Raw genomic sequence first — 16,863 nt, forward strand, 5'->3', positions numbered from 1 at the left:
ACAACCAAAGGTGATGACTGTGTCAAAGTTAAATATGAATAATGAAATTAAAATAATTGAAAAACGATTAGAAGAAGCATTAATAAGTAAAGATCAAATTTTAGAAGATGCTTCTTATCATTTGTTTTCATCAGGTGGTAAACGTGTAAGACCTGCCTTTGTAATCTTAAGTAGTCAATTTGGTGAAGAAATGAATGAAGATGTATATCGTGTAGCTGTTGCACTTGAATTAATACATATGGCTACTTTAGTACATGATGATGTCATTGATAAAAGTGATAAACGTCGCGGTAGCTTAACTATTGCTAAAAAATGGGATCAGGATACTGCGATTCTTACAGGTAATTTTCTATTAGCAGTCGGTTTAGAATATATTTCAAATATAGAAGATAATCGAGTACATAAAGTGATATCTAGTGCTATTGTTGAAGTATGTATGGGTGAATTGTACCAATTTCAAGATCAATTTAATGCAAATCAAACAATTACAAATTATTTAAGAAGAATCAATCGCAAAACAGCCTTGCTCATACAATTATCAACAGAAGTTGGCGCAATTGCTTCACACGCCGATACCAAAACAGTTCGTAATTTAAAAATGATTGGACATTATATTGGGATGAGTTTTCAAATCGTAGATGATATTCTAGATTTTACTAGTTCTGAAAAAAAATTAGGAAAACCTGTAGGCAGTGATTTAATGAATGGTCACTTAACTTTACCAGTATTGTTAGAAATGCGTAAAAATCCTGAGTTCAAATCAAAAATCGAACAACTTGGCCCTAACAGTGATCAATCATTATTTGATGAATGTATTCAAACAATTAAACATTCTGATGTCATAAACCAATCGCAAGCAATCAGTGATAGATATTTAGATAAAGCCTTACATCTTATTGATCAGCTAGAAAGAGATGAAGCAAAACCTATATTTAAAAAAATTATTAAAAAAGTAGGAAAAAGAAACGGATAATTGTGTGAAAAGCATTGAAAGCGCTTAAATTAACTGTTAATATTATAATGTGCTTTAAGACATTATAATATTTTGTTTTATATTTTTATAAAACTTACATCATTAACAGGGGGATAAACACACAATGGAAAGAACATTTTTAATGATTAAACCGGACGCGGTTCAACGTAACTTGATAGGTGAAATCGTTTCACGTATTGAACGTAAAGGACTAAAACTTGTAGGTGCTAAACTAATGACGGTACCAAAATCGCTTGCAGAAGAACATTACGCTGAACATACAGATAAACCATTCTATGGTAATTTAATAGATTTTATTACTTCTGCACCGGTATTTGCAATGGTTGTAGAAGGTGAAGATGCTGTACATATTGCACGTCACATTATTGGAGCAACAAACCCATCAGAAGCTACACCTGGTACAATTAGAGGAGACTTTGGTTTGACTGTAGGCAGAAACATTATTCATGGTTCAGATTCAGTAGAATCTGCTAATAAAGAAATCAAGCTTTGGTTTAACGCAGAAGAATTAAGTGATTTCACAGAATCACGTGAAGCTTGGTTATATGAATAATTGTCTTTGAATTGACAAACCAATGCAAATAAGATGACATTCGTTATTAACTTTTAATACTTTCAACAATATAGATAAAAAGCTGATAGTTAAAAACACGATTCTTGGTCGTGTGATTATAATCAAAACACTTTCGTTGAATTCATAATAATATGAATTGATACGAAAGTGTTTTTTCTATGGATAAAAGTTGCAATTGCATTCTATAGTGAAGTCGTTTAATATCTTAAGTTATTACTAAAATTTAGCCAGATGTTATAGTTGAATGTAGGTAAATCTTATAAAGTTTAGTTATTTGAAATTTTTCTGTTAATTTGAACAAATGAATATGATAAGATAAGGAACATATAATCATTTAAAGTACTAAAGAACGGAGTGGGTAAATAATGAGATATTTAACTTCAGGAGAATCACATGGTCCACAGCTAACAGTAATTATTGAAGGTGTGCCAGCAAATTTAGAAATTAATGTTGCCGATATAAATGAAGAAATGTTTAAGCGTCAAGGTGGATATGGTAGAGGTAGACGCATGCAAATTGAAAAGGATAGTGTTGAAATTGTGTCTGGTGTGCGAAACGGGTATACACTTGGTAGTCCAATCACGCTTATTGTCACAAATGATGATTTTAAACATTGGAGAAAAATTATGGGTGCTGACCCTATTAGCGATGAAGATCAAGAAAACATGAAACGTGTGATTACAAAACCACGTCCTGGACATGCAGATTTAATCGGTGGTATGAAATATAATCATAGAGACTTAAGAAATGTATTAGAACGTTCTTCAGCTAGAGAAACTGCCGCGCGAGTAGCTGTTGGCGCTGTATCTAAAATATTACTTAAGCAACTCGATATTCATTTTTATAGTAGAGTTATGGAAATTGGTGGTATTAAAGATGATTTAGAGTATGATCTTGAAACGATTAAATCTAATATTGATAAAAATGATGTCCGTGTTATTAATGATGACATCGCTCAACAAATGAGAGATAAAATTGATGATGCTAAAAAGGCAGGAGATACTATTGGTGGTGTTGTGCAAACTGTTATTGAAGGTGTGCCAATTGGTATCGGCAGTTATGTCCATTACGACCGTAAATTAGATGGTAGAATTGCTCAAGGTGTCGTAAGTATCAATGCCTTTAAAGGTGTGAGTTTTGGAGAAGGATTTAAAGCAGCTGAAAAACCTGGTAGTGAAATACAGGACGAAATACTATATGATACAACCAATGGTTATTACAGAGGATCAAATCATTTAGGTGGATTTGAAGGTGGTATGTCTAATGGTATGCCTATTGTCGTCAATGGAGTTATGAAACCAATTCCAACACTATATAAACCTTTAAACTCAGTAGACATTAACACTAAAGAATCATTTAAAGCTTCTGTTGAACGTTCTGATAGTTGTGCTGTTCCAGCTGCAAGTGTTGTAGTAGAAAATGTTGTTGCATTTGAACTTGCAAAAGCACTATTAGAAGAATTCCAATGTAATCATATCGATCAATTAAAATCACAAATTGAAGAACGTCGCTTGTTGAATATAGAATACTAAGTTTTATTAAAATTTTAAGATTAGCCAGGTGATATCTATGAAATTACAAACTACGTATGAGACAAATAATTATCCCATCATCATAGAACATAACGCATTAAAGGATCTGCGTCATTATATTGAAAATTATAAAGATATTGTACTTGTCGTTGATACCGAAATCGCAAACAAATGGGATGACACATTAGAATTTATTACATCTGAATACGATGCACACAAGCTGATGGTTCCATCAGGTGAAACCACAAAATCTCTAGCTTATTATGCCGAAAGTATAGAAACATTATTGAGTAAAAATTTGACCAGAAATACGTGTATCATTGCAGTAGGAGGGGGAGCCACAGGTGATTTCGCTGGATTTTTAGCTTCTACCTTATTAAGAGGCGTTGATTTTATTCAGGTGCCTACGACGATATTAGCGCACGATTCTAGTGTTGGTGGTAAAGTGGGTATCAATTCGAAACACGGTAAGAATTTGATTGGTGCATTTTATAGACCAAATGCTGTTATCTATGATTTGAATTTTCTTTCAACACTCCCTTATACAGAAGTATTGAGTGGTTATGCTGAAGTATATAAACACGCATTATTAAATAGTGCGAACGCAGTACGAGATATTGAAGCGCATTTTTATGATAAAGCTACGTTAGCTTCCTTAAATGAAATGGAATATTATCTTTTTAAGGGCATAGAGACTAAGTTAAATATCATTGTAAAAGATGAAAAAGAATCTAACGTTCGTAAATTTTTAAACTTAGGACATACTTTTGGTCACGCCGTTGAATATGCATTTAAAATTCCACATGGTCATGCAGTAATGATTGGCATCCTATTCCAATTTATTGTGTCAAATCATATTTTAAATCAAAATTTTGATATTTCACATTACATCAATTATTTAAATTCTCTAGATTATCCATTAAATATCATCAATACCTTCGATTTTGATCCACTTTATGAATTGATGTTAAGAGATAAGAAAAATGATCAGCAAGGGGTGCAGATGGTTTTATTAGAAGGATTAGGTAACCCTGTGGTTAAACATGTTGATAAATCCATATTATTAGAGAGCTTTAATGCATTACAAACATATATTAAAAAGTAGGTGGCATATTTGGTTATTAGTAAAACAATTGATATAAAAGGTCCTCTGATTGGAGATATAGAAGTTCCTGGAGATAAATCAATGACGCATAGAGCTATTATTCTGAGCTCATTAGCATCTGGTAAATCAACGATATATAAACCATTACTTGGTGAAGATTGTATTCGTACAGTTGAAATTTTCCGTCTGCTAGGTGTGGAAATAGATATATTAGAAGATAAAATAGAAATTAATTCACCTGGATATAAATTTTTCCAAACACCACATCAAGTACTCTATACTGGTAATTCTGGAACAACTACACGCTTAGTTGCTGGATTATTGTGTGGCCTTGGTATTGAAACAGTGTTATCTGGTGATGCTTCAATTGGAAAAAGACCTATGGATCGAATTATGAAACCCTTGACCTTAATGAATGCAGATATTTCAGGTGTAAATAATAATTATACACCTTTATTAATCAAACCTGCTCAAATTAAAGGCATAACATACCAAATGGAAGTCGCAAGTGCTCAAGTTAAAAGTGCAATTTTATTTGCAAGCTTATTTGCAAACGAAAAAACGACTATTTCTGAAATCGGTATTACGCGTAATCATACAGAAACGATGTTTGAACATTATCAAATTCCAATCACTACCAATGATAAAATGATTGAATTACCTGAAAATAGTATCAAACATATTACTGCCACTGATTTTCATGTACCTGGCGACATTTCTTCTGCTGCATATTTCATTGTTGCTGGCTTGATAACACCAGGCAGTGATATTACAATTCACAATGTTGGCGTAAATCCAACACGTTCAGGTATTATTGATATCGTGACACAAATGGGTGGAAATATAACTTTATTCAATCAAACTAATGGTTCAGAACCTACCGCTTCAATACGTGTACAGTATACGCCAAACATGAAACCTATCCATATCGAAGGTGAGTTAGTACCTAGAGCAATTGATGAGTTACCAGTTATTGCATTACTTTGTACTCAAGCAAATGGCACAAGTATTATAAAAGAAGCGGAAGAATTAAAGGTCAAAGAAACAAATCGTATTGATACTACAGCAAACATGTTGAATTTATTAGGCTTTACATTGCAACCAACAAGTGATGGCATGATTATACATCCATCAAGATTGGAACAAACTGCCACAGTGGATAGTTTTACTGATCACCGTATTGGAATGATGCTTGCTGTAACTTCTTTATTAACTGATGATACATTAACGATTGATCAATTTGATGCAGTCAATGTTTCCTTCCCAGGTTTTTTAGCTAAATTTAAACAATTAGAAAAAGAGGGATAAAGTATGGAAGATATCTATAAACTTATAGATGATATCAACTTACAAAAACTAGACAACTTAGATACACGTGTAAATGACGCGTTAAGTTCTCCAAAAGATGATGCACTCTTTATACTTGGTGAAACACTATATAATTATGGATTAATGCCGCAAGGTCTTGAGGTATTTCGTACACTTTATCATAAATATCCAGATGAAAGTGAACTGTTAATTTATTTTATTGAAGGGCTGATCGCGGAAGACCAAACGGATGAAGCATTAGAATATTTAAGTACTGTTGAACTTTCTACGGAACGTTTGATGTTAGAAGCAGATTTGTACCAACAATTAAATATGCTAGAAGTAGCTATTGATAAATTAGTAGAAGCTATTGATATTGAACCCAATGACCCAATCATCCATTTCGCATTGGCAGAATTACTTTATTTTGATGGACAATATTTACGTGCTTCATCGGAATATGAAACGGTACTAGAAACGGGAGAATATCAGGTCAATAATGTTAATTTATTCTCACGTTTAGCTGATTGTAGCTTGCAAAGTGGAAATTATAGCGATGCAATCATGATGTTCGATGAAATCAGTGAAGATGAAATGGATTCAGAAAGTTACTTCAAAAAAGCGATTGCTTATGAAAAAAATGATTTAACACAAGAAGCTATCAAATTAGTACAAACATTATTATCAAAAGATCCGGATTTCCTACAAGGCTACTTTTATCTACAACAATTGTATGAAAACGAGCATAATCACGCAGATGCCATTGAAATTGGTAAAGAAGGATTGAGATTGAGTCAATTTTATAAAGAATTAATGGTATCAACAGGAAGTATTCAAATCGAACACGGAGATGCTAATGAAGGTGTTCAATTACTACTACAAGCATTAGATGTAGACAATGCTTATCAGGAACCACTATTAATCTTAAGTGATTTCTATAGACAAGAAGAAGATTACGAGTCAATTATTGGCTTACTACAATATGCAGATGAAGAAGATTTGGATCCAGTATTTATGTGGCACTTAGCACATGCATTAGGTCAAGAAGAGCGAGATAAAGAAGCTCAACATTTCTTTGAATTAGCTTATCCAACTATGAGAACGCAATCAGCATTTTTAAGTGATTATTATTTCTATTTAGTTGAAATTGGTTATATAGAACAAGCTCAACAAATCTTAAAACAATTACTGGAAATAGATCCATCTAATGAAACATGGCATGATGAAGCTGAGAGATTGCAATCATTCTAAAAAGTAAGGAAGGTGAGTACATTGACTGATACCTTACAACAAGTAAAAGCAAGTTTTATAGAATACGTATTATTCCATTATCGTTTTAAATCTCGAATTAGTGTATGGGTATTAAATTTGATAAAATCCTCACCTGAATTATTACAAAAAATATACTTTGTAGATGAGCAAATTCCTAGTCATAATACTTTAGAAATTGCTGCAGTGAATACAGACAATATCGCCATAAAACTTAAAGTGCAGAATCAACAATATATTAACAATGAAAAAATATTTGACTATATCGCAAATCAAAACATCCATTTTGATATCAAATTATATTTAAATAATGAAGGTTCAAGAGATACAAGATTAGATGAATTATTGTTAACACAATTACTTCACTCTCCTTATTATGCTTTATATATTCAAGATATTTATGGCTTGCCATTATCAAAACAAAGTGAATCATCTATTATCAAATATTTACAAGACAATATTGACTTAAGTTTACAATTACAAGATAAAGCTTTATTTTATCAATTATCTCAAATCCTTAATACATTTAAGTTGAGGAATCTTAATACATTATCGAAGGATTGACTATATGAACATTTATTCGCTTTGGCAACTTATCATTTATAATAAAGGGATGCTCTATTTCTTATTAATATGTAATTTATTAGGAACGATTTATGGGTATATTTGGTATGGTTCACAAATGAGTATTACTCCATGGTATTTTATACCTTTTGTACCTGATAGTCCGACTGCATCATTATTTTTATGTATTGCTGTACTAGGGTTAATTGTTAACCAGAACATACCAATCATTGAAGCACTTGCTTTTGTCACATTAATCAAATATGGTGTATGGGCTGTAATTATGAATATTATCCTATTTATCCAATACGACATGATTACAGTTATAGGTTGTATGCTGATACTTTCCCACGGCATTATGGCCATTGAAGCTTTTATATTTTATCCAAGATTTAAAGTGACTATGCTTTCGTTTTTCGTAGCGATGATATGGGTGTTCCACAATGACATTATCGATTATGTATTCATGCAATATCCTTTTTATGATTTTATTGAAAGTCACATTGGGGCAATTGCATACTTAGCATTTTGGTTAAATGTCATACCTTTAGTTTTATATTTAAGTTTAACTCTATTTAAAAAAGATAAAATATTTGACCATTATTAACGTCCACAGTAAAATGTTTATAAAGGAGTGAGGATTTTTGTCTTTTATTTATATGATTATATACTTTGTTATCTTAATGGTTCTGCCTCTATGGGCACAACACAAGGTTAAATCTAACTATGAAAAGTATTCTCAAGTAAGATCAACTAGTGGAAAAACAGGGCGTGAAGTAGCGCTTGAAATACTCCATTCAAATGGAATTTATGATGTAGACGTTGTCGAAGGTAAAGGATTTCTAACAGATCACTACGATCCTAGTAAAAAAGTACTTGTCTTATCTCCAGCGAACTTCAATAGACCTTCTGTAGCTGGAACAGCAATAGCTGCCCATGAAGTAGGTCATGCTATCCAGCATGCTCAGGGTTACTTCTTCTTAAGGTTTAGAACATCATTAGTACCTTTAGCAAATATTGGTAGTTCTTTAGGTTACATGGCAGTGTTTGCTGGTATTGTTTTAACTAGTTTACAGAGTACATTGGGTTCAACTGCACTTTGGATTGGCATTGCATTAATGTCATTTGCAGTACTTTTCTCAATTGTTACCTTACCAGTCGAATTTGATGCCAGCAGTAGAGCAATGAAACAAATCAAAAGTTTAGATATTGTTAATGAAAAAGAATATCGACATGCGAAAAAAGTATTATCTGCTGCTGCAATGACTTACGTTGCATCAACTGCTGTAGCATTAGCAGAACTTGCACGTTTCATTTTAATCGCTAGATCAAGTGAATAATTTGGTCATACACATGTGACAGAAGTCTAATTGGTTTCAAATGATTTCTTCGTCTTAAAATGGCAAGAATGACAATATTAGCATAAGAGGTTGAGACAATAAATTTGTCCAGCCTCTTTTTTATGCTTGCAATAATTATCCTTCAATATAAATATTTATCATGCTCATTTTTCGTAAGATTCATTATTACTGTGCTTTATGTGTTTTATATTATCATTATATTCAATGCTTACTTAACATTGAATAGCGTATAAAGGTTGCAGGAATAATGCATGAATCATAGAATTAGTCTATACTATAAAAGAAACTGTAAGAATGAGAGGCGTTTATCATGAAATCAATGAAAGATATGCAAATCGAAGTAGATGACTATATAAATCAATTTAAAACAGGCTACTTTTCACCTCTAGCAAATCTCGCAAGATTATCAGAAGAAGTGGGAGAATTATCAAGAGAAATTAACCACTTTTATGGTGAAAAAAAGAAAAAAGATAGTGAAGCAGCAAACACAGTAAAAGCAGAACTTGGAGATAATTTATTTGTGTTACTATGTATTGCTAATTCTTTAGATATAGACATGACGGAAAGCTTTAACGAAACGATGGATAAATTTAATACACGTGATAAAAATCGTTTTGAAAGAAAATAGATTGACATTGTTTAAGAAAGGATGTGCCACCTATGAAAATAGGAATTACATGTTACCCGTCTATGGGTGGTTCTGGTATTATCGCTACTGAATTGGGTATCAAGTTAGCAGAAAGAGGACATGATATCCATTTTATAACATCAAATATCCCCTTTAGGATTAGAAAACCATTACCAAATATTACATTTCATCAAGTTGAAGTGAATCAATATGCTGTATTCCAATATGCACCTTATGATATCACCTTAAGTACAAAGATCGCTGAAGTAATCAATGAGTATGACTTAGATCTATTACATATGCATTATGCGGTACCACATGCTGTTTGTGGCATCCTAGCAAAACACATGTCAGGTAAAGATATTAAAATAATGACCACTTTACATGGCACTGATATTACTGTATTGGGATATGACCATTCATTAAAAAATGCGATTAAATTTGGTATAGAAGGTAGTGATGTAGTAACAAGCGTTAGTAAATCACTAGCCGAACAAACAACTGATATTATTGAAACTGATAAAGCTATTATTCCAATATATAATTTCGTTAGAGAAAATGAATTTCCTACAAAACATTCAACGCCGACTGAATCCGATATCAAATTAAAGGCTTGTTACGGGATAAAACCTGAAGAAAAAGTGGTTATTCACGTTTCTAATTTTAGAGCCGTTAAACGTATTGATACAGTCATTGAAACTTTCGCAAAGATACACCAACAATTGCCATCAAAACTTATTTTATTAGGTGATGGTCCTCAATTAATGGATATGAAAACAAAAGCACGTGAATTAAATATTGAAGATTCCGTACTATTTTTAGGTAAACAAAATTGGGTAAGTGAATTTTATCAAATATCAGATATAGTATTATTATTAAGTGAAAAGGAAAGCTTTGGTCTCACATTACTAGAAGCAATGAAATCAGGTGTACTTCCAGTTGGCTCAACTGCTGGAGGTATCAAGGAAGTAATTAAACATAATGAAACAGGTTTTCTTGTAGATGTTGGAGATAGTGAGAAAGCTAGTACGTATGCCTTACAATTGTTGACAGATAATCAGCTTTATAAAAAAATGCAGCAGCAAATGTTGAATGATGTTGCTGAACGTTTTTCTTCAGATTTAATTGCTGATCAATATGAATATTATTATAAAAAAATGTTAGAGGGTAATCATGACTAAAACATTATTCAAACAAGCAAAACCTATATTAAAAACTTTACAAACTAACCAGCACCAAGCATATTTTGTTGGGGGATCTGTCAGAGATTATCTAATGCATAAAACAATACACGATATCGATATTACTACGAGTGCGACACCTGATGAAGTAGAAGCTATTTTTGAAAAGACAATTCCTATAGGTAGAGAACATGGTACAATCAATGTTGTTTATAACGGGGAACATTATGAAGTAACGACTTTTCGTGCAGAAGGTGATTATGATGATCATCGTAGACCTAACGAAGTATTTTTTGTGCGTGAATTATATGAGGATGTTAAAAGACGTGATTTTACAATGAATGCAATAGCCATGGACGCTGATTTTCATATTCATGACTATTTTAATGGGCAACAAGATATAAAAAATCGCATAATCAGAACTGTAGGAAATGCACAAGAACGTTTTAATGAGGATGCATTAAGAATCATCCGAGGGTTACGTTTTCAATCACAATTAGGATTCTCACTAGAAAATGAAACTTTTTACGGTATGCAATCACACATCAATGATATTGAACATTTATCAATTGAACGTATAGTGGTTGAGTTAAAGAAACTTACTTCTGGTAAATATGTAGCCAATAGTTTTGAAAACTTACAGCGTTTGAATGCATTTAATTACATTCCTTTTTTTAAACATTATAATCTAAATAATTTTATTTTGGATGAAGCCATTCCGTTCACTTTATTAGTAGCATTATTGAAAGTACAGCAACCTTCAATAAATGGCAATCTTAATGATTTGAAAATCAGTAATAATGACAAAAAATATATAAGCAAGTTAGAAAAGCTACTCAATCAATTACCCAATATTAAATCAAAATCAGACTTTAAAATACTTATTTATGATTATGGTGAGCAAGATATACAATCCATATTAAATTATATGGATTTACACATAAAAAACCATTTACCATCTTTTTCACCACTCATTATAAATACACAGTCTGTAAAAGAAGTATCCAAACAACTACCAATTCAATCGAGAAAAGATATTGATATTAATGGTAAAGATATCCTTGAAGTAGTCAATAAACAAAGCGGTCCTTGGCTAAAAACAATATTGAGAGATATTGAGATTGCGATTATCGATGGAGATGTTCAAAATATTAAATCAGAACTCATTAGGTGGGTGAATTCACATGTCGAAATACAGTAAAGATGTTATTCAAATCTTATATACAAATCAAGATGAATATATTTCTGGTCAATTTATCGCTGAACATCTTGCAATTTCTCGAACAGCAGTCAAAAAAGTCATCGATCAACTAAAGCAAGAAGGATGCGAAATTGAATCAATTAACCATAAAGGACATCGCTTAATTGAACTACCTGATAAATGGTATAGTGGGATTGTAGAACCTTTAATCGATGAGCAAAAAATGTTTGATCATGTTGAGGTAATAGCACAAATAGATTCCACACAGTTACTCGCTAAGCAGAAATTAGTTGGCAATACAGATACTTTTTTAATTTTAAGTGATGAACAAACGAAAGGAAAAGGCCGTTTCAATAGACCTTGGGATTCTTCACGTGGCAAAGGGTTGTGGATGTCTATTGTGCTACGACCAAAAGTTCCATTTGAAATGATAACGAAATTTAATTTGTTTATGGCATTGGGTATCAGAGATACAATGCAACAATTTAGTAATGAAAGCGTAACTATAAAATGGCCAAATGATATTTATATTGATGGAAAAAAAGCTTGCGGCTTTTTGACTGAAATGGTGGCTAATAGTGATGGTATAGAAGCGGTTATATGTGGTATTGGCATAAACATGAATCACTTAGCCGAAGACTTTCAAGGTGAGTTACAATTAAAAGCTACGAGCTTGAGAATACATGCTAACCAAAAAATACATCGCTATCATTTTTTAGAGCAATTGATAAATCAAATTGAAAGACGTTATCACCAATTTTTAAACCAGCCATTTTCTACTATACGAAATGAATATATTGAAGCTTCAAATATTTGGAATAGATCTTTAAAATTTACTGAAAATGCGCAACAATTTCAAGGTGAAGCTGTAGATATTGATGAGGATGGCTATTTAATCGTCATTGATGACCAACAGATACAACACAAACTTATGAGTGCAGATATAGAACTTTAAATTATAAGAAAAGGAGGAATGAAAATGACACAACCTTGTTACGCTGTTGTTGATTTAGAAACGACGGGTAATCAATTAGATTATGATGAAATTATTCAAATTGGTATTACTTTCGTTCGTGATAATAAAATAATTGGCACCTATCACTCTATGGTGAAAACAGATTTAGAAATTCCTCCTTTTATTCAAGCATTAACCTCAATTGAAGAAGAAATGCTAAATCAATCACCATATTTTCATGAAATTGCTGACGATATCTATAAGCAACTAGAAGGTTGCATCTTTGTAGCACATAACGTGACCTTTGACTTAAATTTTATAAAAAAATCGTTTAAAAATTGCAATATCAAATATAAGCCTAAAAAGGTATTAGATACATTAGAGTTGTTTAAAGTAGCTTTCCCAACAGATAAAAGTTACCAATTAAGTGAATTAGCAGAATCGCATGGAATTATTTTAAATAATGCTCACCGTGCTGATGAAGATGCTGCAACGACTGCACAACTCATGATACTTGCTTTTAATAAATTTGAAGCGCTCCATTTAGACACTTTAAAGCAACTTTATTATTTAAGTAAAAATTTAAAGTATGATTTACATGATATTCTTTTTGAAATGGCTCGAAACCATAATCATGAACCTCTAAATGAAGATTTCGATCAGTTTGAACAGATTATTTATAAAAAACAAAAAGATTTTAAAGCACCTACTGCAAATTTTGATGGAACCTTAAAAGATCTATATACAGATATTACTGAAAAATTAAATTTAACATATAGACCACAACAATTATATTTAGCTGAAATTATATTAGAACAATTGATGCATAGTGAAAAAGCCATGATTGAAGCACCGTTAGGAAGTGGCAAATCATTTTCTTATTTATTAGCATCATTAATGTATAATATTCAAACAGGGAAACATGTAATGATTTCTACGAATACAAAATTATTACAAAGCCAATTGTTGGAAAAAGACATACCTGCTCTAAAATCAGCTTTAAATTTTAAAATAAATGCTTCATTAATCAAAAGTAAAAGAGACTATATTTCTTTAGGATTAATCAGTCAAATTTTGAAAGATGAATCTAATAATTACGAAGTAAGCATTTTAAAAATGCAGTTATTAATTTGGATTACAGAAACGCATACTGGAGATATTCAGGAGTTAGATTTAAAAGGCGGACAGAAAATGTATTACGAACAAAAGTTAGAAACTTATGTTCCAGTGCGTAATGACATTAATTATTTTAACTTTATTAAACGCAACGCAAAAAATATTCAAATCGGTATTACTAATCATGCACATTTAATTCATGCTTCACATGATAATACAATCTATCAATTATTTGATGATTGTATTATTGACGAAGCACATAGATTACCTGACTATGCTTTAAATCAAGTTACGAATGAGTTAAGTTATTCTGATGTTAAGTATCAATTAGGACTGATCGGTAAAACTGAAAACGAAAAATTGCTTGCAGCAATCGACTATTTAGAACAACAACGTATACTTGAAAAGTTAGATATACCACCAATCGATGTTTTTGGCCTTAAAACAAATATCAATGAAATACATGATTTAAATGAACAATTGTTTAGTACTATGTTTAATAGCATCCAACAATCAGAAATACATGATGATGAAGTGCATAAAGTTCATTTTGTATATCATTTCGATGTAACGCCGATTTTGAATGATTTGCATGCCGTTATTCATAAATTAAACATGACTTTAGAATTCTTTAATGGCATGAGCCATAAAACGATTAAAACAGTAAGAAAACAATTACTTTATATCAATGATAAATTTAGGGCAATTGAAACTAGTTTGAAAAATAATCATATTAGTTATTTGTCTATTAAAAATATTAATCAAAAATCCACAATAAAATTAAATGTCAAAGATTATGATGTGAAAGAAATACTAACAAAACAAGTGTTAGATAAATTTAATGCGCTAATATTCATTTCAGGTACTTTAACCTTTAATCATTCATTTGAAAATTTCAAGCAGTGGTTTAATAAGGACATCGTTTTTAATACTTATGAACTTGATACTACTGCAGTATCTTCAAATCAGACAACAGTATTTATACCAAATGATATTGCTTCATATAATTATAAAAATATTGATGATTATGTGAGCTCTATTGTCAATTATGTTATAGAATATACAACAGTCGTTGAATCAAAATGTTTAATTCTTTTCACTAGTTATAAGATGATGCATATGGTACAAGAACTCTTGAATGAATTACCTGAATTTGAAGATTATGTAATACTCACGCAACAACAAAACCAAAACTATAAAATCGTTCAGCAATTCAACAGTTTTTCTAAAGCCATATTATTAGGGACTGGAACATTTTTTGAAGGGTTTGATTTTCAATCAAATGGTATCAAATGCGTGATGATCACAAAACTACCATTCATGAATCATAATAATACTAAATATTGGCTAATGGAATCTGAATTCACTTCCACATTCAAAGATTTTGTATTACCAGATGCTGTTACGCGTTTCAGACAGGGGTTAGGTAGACTTATTCGAAATGAACAAGATAAAGGCATAATTGTATCCTTTGATGATCGTTTAATTAAAAGTAATTACAAACAATTCTTTGAACAATCACTAGAAAGTTATCGCCAAAAAAAAGGTGATATAAAACAATTTTCAAGCTTACTTAAAAAAATAAAAAAAGAGACAATACATCATTAAAAGTTAACACGCGCAACTAGAACTTGTATCTTGATTTTGTTAAAATGTATAAGGATTAATAAAAGAAGACTACAAAAATATTAGGAGTTTGGTTATGAAAACAACGATAAAAGAAGCAAAACATTACATTAACCAAGAAGTAACGATAGGTGCTTGGTTAACGAATAAACGTTCAAGTGGTAAAATTGCATTCTTGCAGTTAAGAGATGGTACTGGTTTTATGCAAGGTGTCGTAGTAAAAGCTGATGTAGATGAAGAGACTTTTCAATTAGCTAAGGATATTACACAAGAAACTTCATTATATATTACTGGCGTTATCTCAGAAGATAATCGTTCTGACTTAGGTTATGAAATGCAAGTAAAATCTATTGAAATCATCGCAGAAGCACATGATTACCCAATCACACCAAAAAACCATGGTACAGAATTCTTAATGGATCACCGTCACCTTTGGTTACGTTCAAAAAAACAACATGCAGTTATGAAAATAAGAAACGAAATTATTCGTGCAACTTATGAATTCTTTAATAATACTGGGTTTACTAAAATAGATCCACCTATTTTAACAGCTAGTGCACCAGAAGGCACAAGTGAACTATTCCATACTAAATATTTTGATCAAGATGCCTTTTTATCTCAAAGTGGTCAACTCTATTTAGAAGCAGCTGCAATGGCTCATGGTAAAGTTTTTTCATTTGGACCGACATTCCGTGCAGAAAAATCTAAAACACGTCGTCATTTAATTGAATTTTGGATGATAGAAGCTGAAAAAGCATTTTGCGATCATAACGAAAGCTTAGAAATTCAAGAGCAATATGTAACTCATGTTGTTAAATCAGTACTAGAAAATTGTAAATTAGAATTAAATATTTTAGAACGTGACACTGAAAAGCTTGAAAAAGTTGCAACTCCTTTTCCACGTATCACATATGATGATGCAGTTGAATTCTTGAAAGAACAAGGTTTTGATGACATTGAATGGGGCGAAGACTTCGGTGCACCCCATGAAACTGCAATTGCAAATCATTACGATTTACCTGTATTTATTACAAATTATCCAACAAAAATCAAACCATTCTATATGCAACCAAATTCTGATAATGAGGATACTGTGTTGTGTGCAGATTTAATTGCACCTGAAGGGTATGGTGAAATAATTGGTGGTTCTGAACGTATTAATGACCTTGCATTATTAGAACAACGTATCAATGAATTTGAATTAGATGCTGAAAGTTATAGTTACTATTTAGATTTACGCCGTTATGGCAGTGTACCTCATAGTGGATTCGGATTAGGACTTGAAAGAACAGTTGCATGGTTATCAGGTGTAGAACATGTTCGTGAAACTGCACCATTCCCTCGTTTATTAAATCGTCTATATCCATAATCTTATCAATACAAGTAACTACCGAAGCTACGTCCAGTCTATTTTATGGCTGGACTTTTTTATAATATTTATACAAGATA

15 protein-coding genes are annotated in these 16,863 nt (G+C 31.5%); all 15 read left to right on the plus strand.

The genetic code is table 11. From position 1 onward, the window contains the following. The first annotated feature begins 19 nt into the window (after positions 1-19). Positions 20-973, plus strand: coding sequence for a polyprenyl synthetase family protein (locus KA824_RS03630; RefSeq protein ID WP_181187624.1), 954 nt, complete (start codon positions 20-22; stop codon positions 971-973). Between the two features lie 124 nt (positions 974-1,097). After that, the gene (ndk, locus tag KA824_RS03635) at positions 1,098-1,547 is read left to right on the plus strand and encodes a nucleoside-diphosphate kinase (protein WP_019468918.1); all 450 of its coding nucleotides are present in this window, start codon (positions 1,098-1,100) and stop codon (positions 1,545-1,547) included. Positions 1,548-1,933: 386 nt separating this feature from the next. Next, positions 1,934-3,100, plus strand: a complete 1,167-nt coding sequence (aroC, locus tag KA824_RS03640) for a chorismate synthase (protein WP_019468919.1) — start codon at positions 1,934-1,936, stop codon at positions 3,098-3,100. Between the two features lie 37 nt (positions 3,101-3,137). Further along, the gene (aroB, locus tag KA824_RS03645; protein WP_107384495.1) at positions 3,138-4,205 is read left to right on the plus strand and encodes a 3-dehydroquinate synthase; all 1,068 of its coding nucleotides are present in this window, start codon (positions 3,138-3,140) and stop codon (positions 4,203-4,205) included. 9 nt (positions 4,206-4,214) lie between these two features. Further along, positions 4,215-5,513 (plus strand): 3-phosphoshikimate 1-carboxyvinyltransferase, encoded by a 1,299-nt coding sequence (gene aroA, locus KA824_RS03650; RefSeq protein ID WP_107386369.1) that lies wholly within the window; start codon positions 4,215-4,217, stop codon positions 5,511-5,513. Between the two features lie 3 nt (positions 5,514-5,516). Further along, positions 5,517-6,764 (plus strand): tetratricopeptide repeat protein, encoded by a 1,248-nt coding sequence (locus tag KA824_RS03655; RefSeq protein ID WP_107384493.1) that lies wholly within the window; start codon positions 5,517-5,519, stop codon positions 6,762-6,764. A 21-nt stretch (positions 6,765-6,785) separates the two neighbouring features. Next, a complete protein-coding gene (locus KA824_RS03660) occupies positions 6,786-7,346 on the plus strand; it encodes a YpiB family protein (protein ID WP_107524402.1) in 561 nt (186 codons plus the stop codon). A gap of 4 nt (positions 7,347-7,350) precedes the next feature. Then, positions 7,351-7,953 (plus strand): DUF1405 domain-containing protein, encoded by a 603-nt coding sequence (locus KA824_RS03665; RefSeq protein WP_181187580.1) that lies wholly within the window; start codon positions 7,351-7,353, stop codon positions 7,951-7,953. A 37-nt stretch (positions 7,954-7,990) separates the two neighbouring features. Then, positions 7,991-8,686, plus strand: coding sequence for a zinc metallopeptidase (locus KA824_RS03670; RefSeq protein ID WP_046208235.1), 696 nt, complete (start codon positions 7,991-7,993; stop codon positions 8,684-8,686). 331 nt (positions 8,687-9,017) lie between these two features. Next, on the plus strand, positions 9,018-9,335 hold the full coding sequence (locus tag KA824_RS03675; RefSeq protein WP_019468926.1) for a nucleotide pyrophosphohydrolase: 318 nt from the start codon (positions 9,018-9,020) through the stop codon (positions 9,333-9,335). A 32-nt stretch (positions 9,336-9,367) separates the two neighbouring features. Beyond that, on the plus strand, positions 9,368-10,516 hold the full coding sequence (gene bshA, locus KA824_RS03680; RefSeq protein WP_107384491.1) for an N-acetyl-alpha-D-glucosaminyl L-malate synthase BshA: 1,149 nt from the start codon (positions 9,368-9,370) through the stop codon (positions 10,514-10,516). After that, positions 10,509-11,717, plus strand: coding sequence for a CCA tRNA nucleotidyltransferase (locus KA824_RS03685; RefSeq protein ID WP_107384490.1), 1,209 nt, complete (start codon positions 10,509-10,511; stop codon positions 11,715-11,717). Before bshA ends, KA824_RS03685 begins: the two co-directional genes overlap by 8 nt. Continuing rightward, entirely contained in the window at positions 11,701-12,672 is a 972-nt protein-coding gene (locus KA824_RS03690) for a biotin--[acetyl-CoA-carboxylase] ligase (RefSeq protein ID WP_107384489.1), read from the plus strand. The genes KA824_RS03685 and KA824_RS03690 overlap by 17 nt, the downstream gene beginning before the upstream one ends. A gap of 24 nt (positions 12,673-12,696) precedes the next feature. Continuing rightward, positions 12,697-15,396, plus strand: a complete 2,700-nt coding sequence (locus KA824_RS03695; protein ID WP_181187579.1) for a helicase C-terminal domain-containing protein — start codon at positions 12,697-12,699, stop codon at positions 15,394-15,396. 94 nt (positions 15,397-15,490) lie between these two features. Continuing rightward, positions 15,491-16,783, plus strand: a complete 1,293-nt coding sequence (gene asnS, locus KA824_RS03700) for an asparagine--tRNA ligase (protein ID WP_181187578.1) — start codon at positions 15,491-15,493, stop codon at positions 16,781-16,783. Positions 16,784-16,863: the final 80 nt, after the last annotated feature.

The sequence above is a fragment of the Staphylococcus sp. GDY8P198P genome (assembly GCF_017891615.1).
GTDB lineage: Bacteria > Bacillota > Bacilli > Staphylococcales > Staphylococcaceae > Staphylococcus > Staphylococcus cohnii.

What these genes read in the sequence shown, in the direction of transcription:
- KA824_RS03685 (WP_107384490.1), top strand. Translation starts at nt 10,509, where the DNA reads ATGACTAAAACATTATTCAAACAAGCAAAACCTATATTAAAAACTTTA.
- KA824_RS03655 (WP_107384493.1), top strand. Translation starts at nt 5,517, where the DNA reads ATGGAAGATATCTATAAACTTATAGATGATATCAACTTACAAAAACTA.
- aroB (WP_107384495.1), top strand. Translation starts at nt 3,138, where the DNA reads ATGAAATTACAAACTACGTATGAGACAAATAATTATCCCATCATCATA.
- KA824_RS03665 (WP_181187580.1), top strand. Translation starts at nt 7,351, where the DNA reads ATGAACATTTATTCGCTTTGGCAACTTATCATTTATAATAAAGGGATG.
- asnS (WP_181187578.1), top strand. Translation starts at nt 15,491, where the DNA reads ATGAAAACAACGATAAAAGAAGCAAAACATTACATTAACCAAGAAGTA.
- KA824_RS03690 (WP_107384489.1), top strand. Translation starts at nt 11,701, where the DNA reads ATGTCGAAATACAGTAAAGATGTTATTCAAATCTTATATACAAATCAA.
- KA824_RS03675 (WP_019468926.1), top strand. Translation starts at nt 9,018, where the DNA reads ATGAAATCAATGAAAGATATGCAAATCGAAGTAGATGACTATATAAAT.
- aroC (WP_019468919.1), top strand. Translation starts at nt 1,934, where the DNA reads ATGAGATATTTAACTTCAGGAGAATCACATGGTCCACAGCTAACAGTA.
- ndk (WP_019468918.1), top strand. Translation starts at nt 1,098, where the DNA reads ATGGAAAGAACATTTTTAATGATTAAACCGGACGCGGTTCAACGTAAC.
- bshA (WP_107384491.1), top strand. Translation starts at nt 9,368, where the DNA reads ATGAAAATAGGAATTACATGTTACCCGTCTATGGGTGGTTCTGGTATT.
- KA824_RS03695 (WP_181187579.1), top strand. Translation starts at nt 12,697, where the DNA reads ATGACACAACCTTGTTACGCTGTTGTTGATTTAGAAACGACGGGTAAT.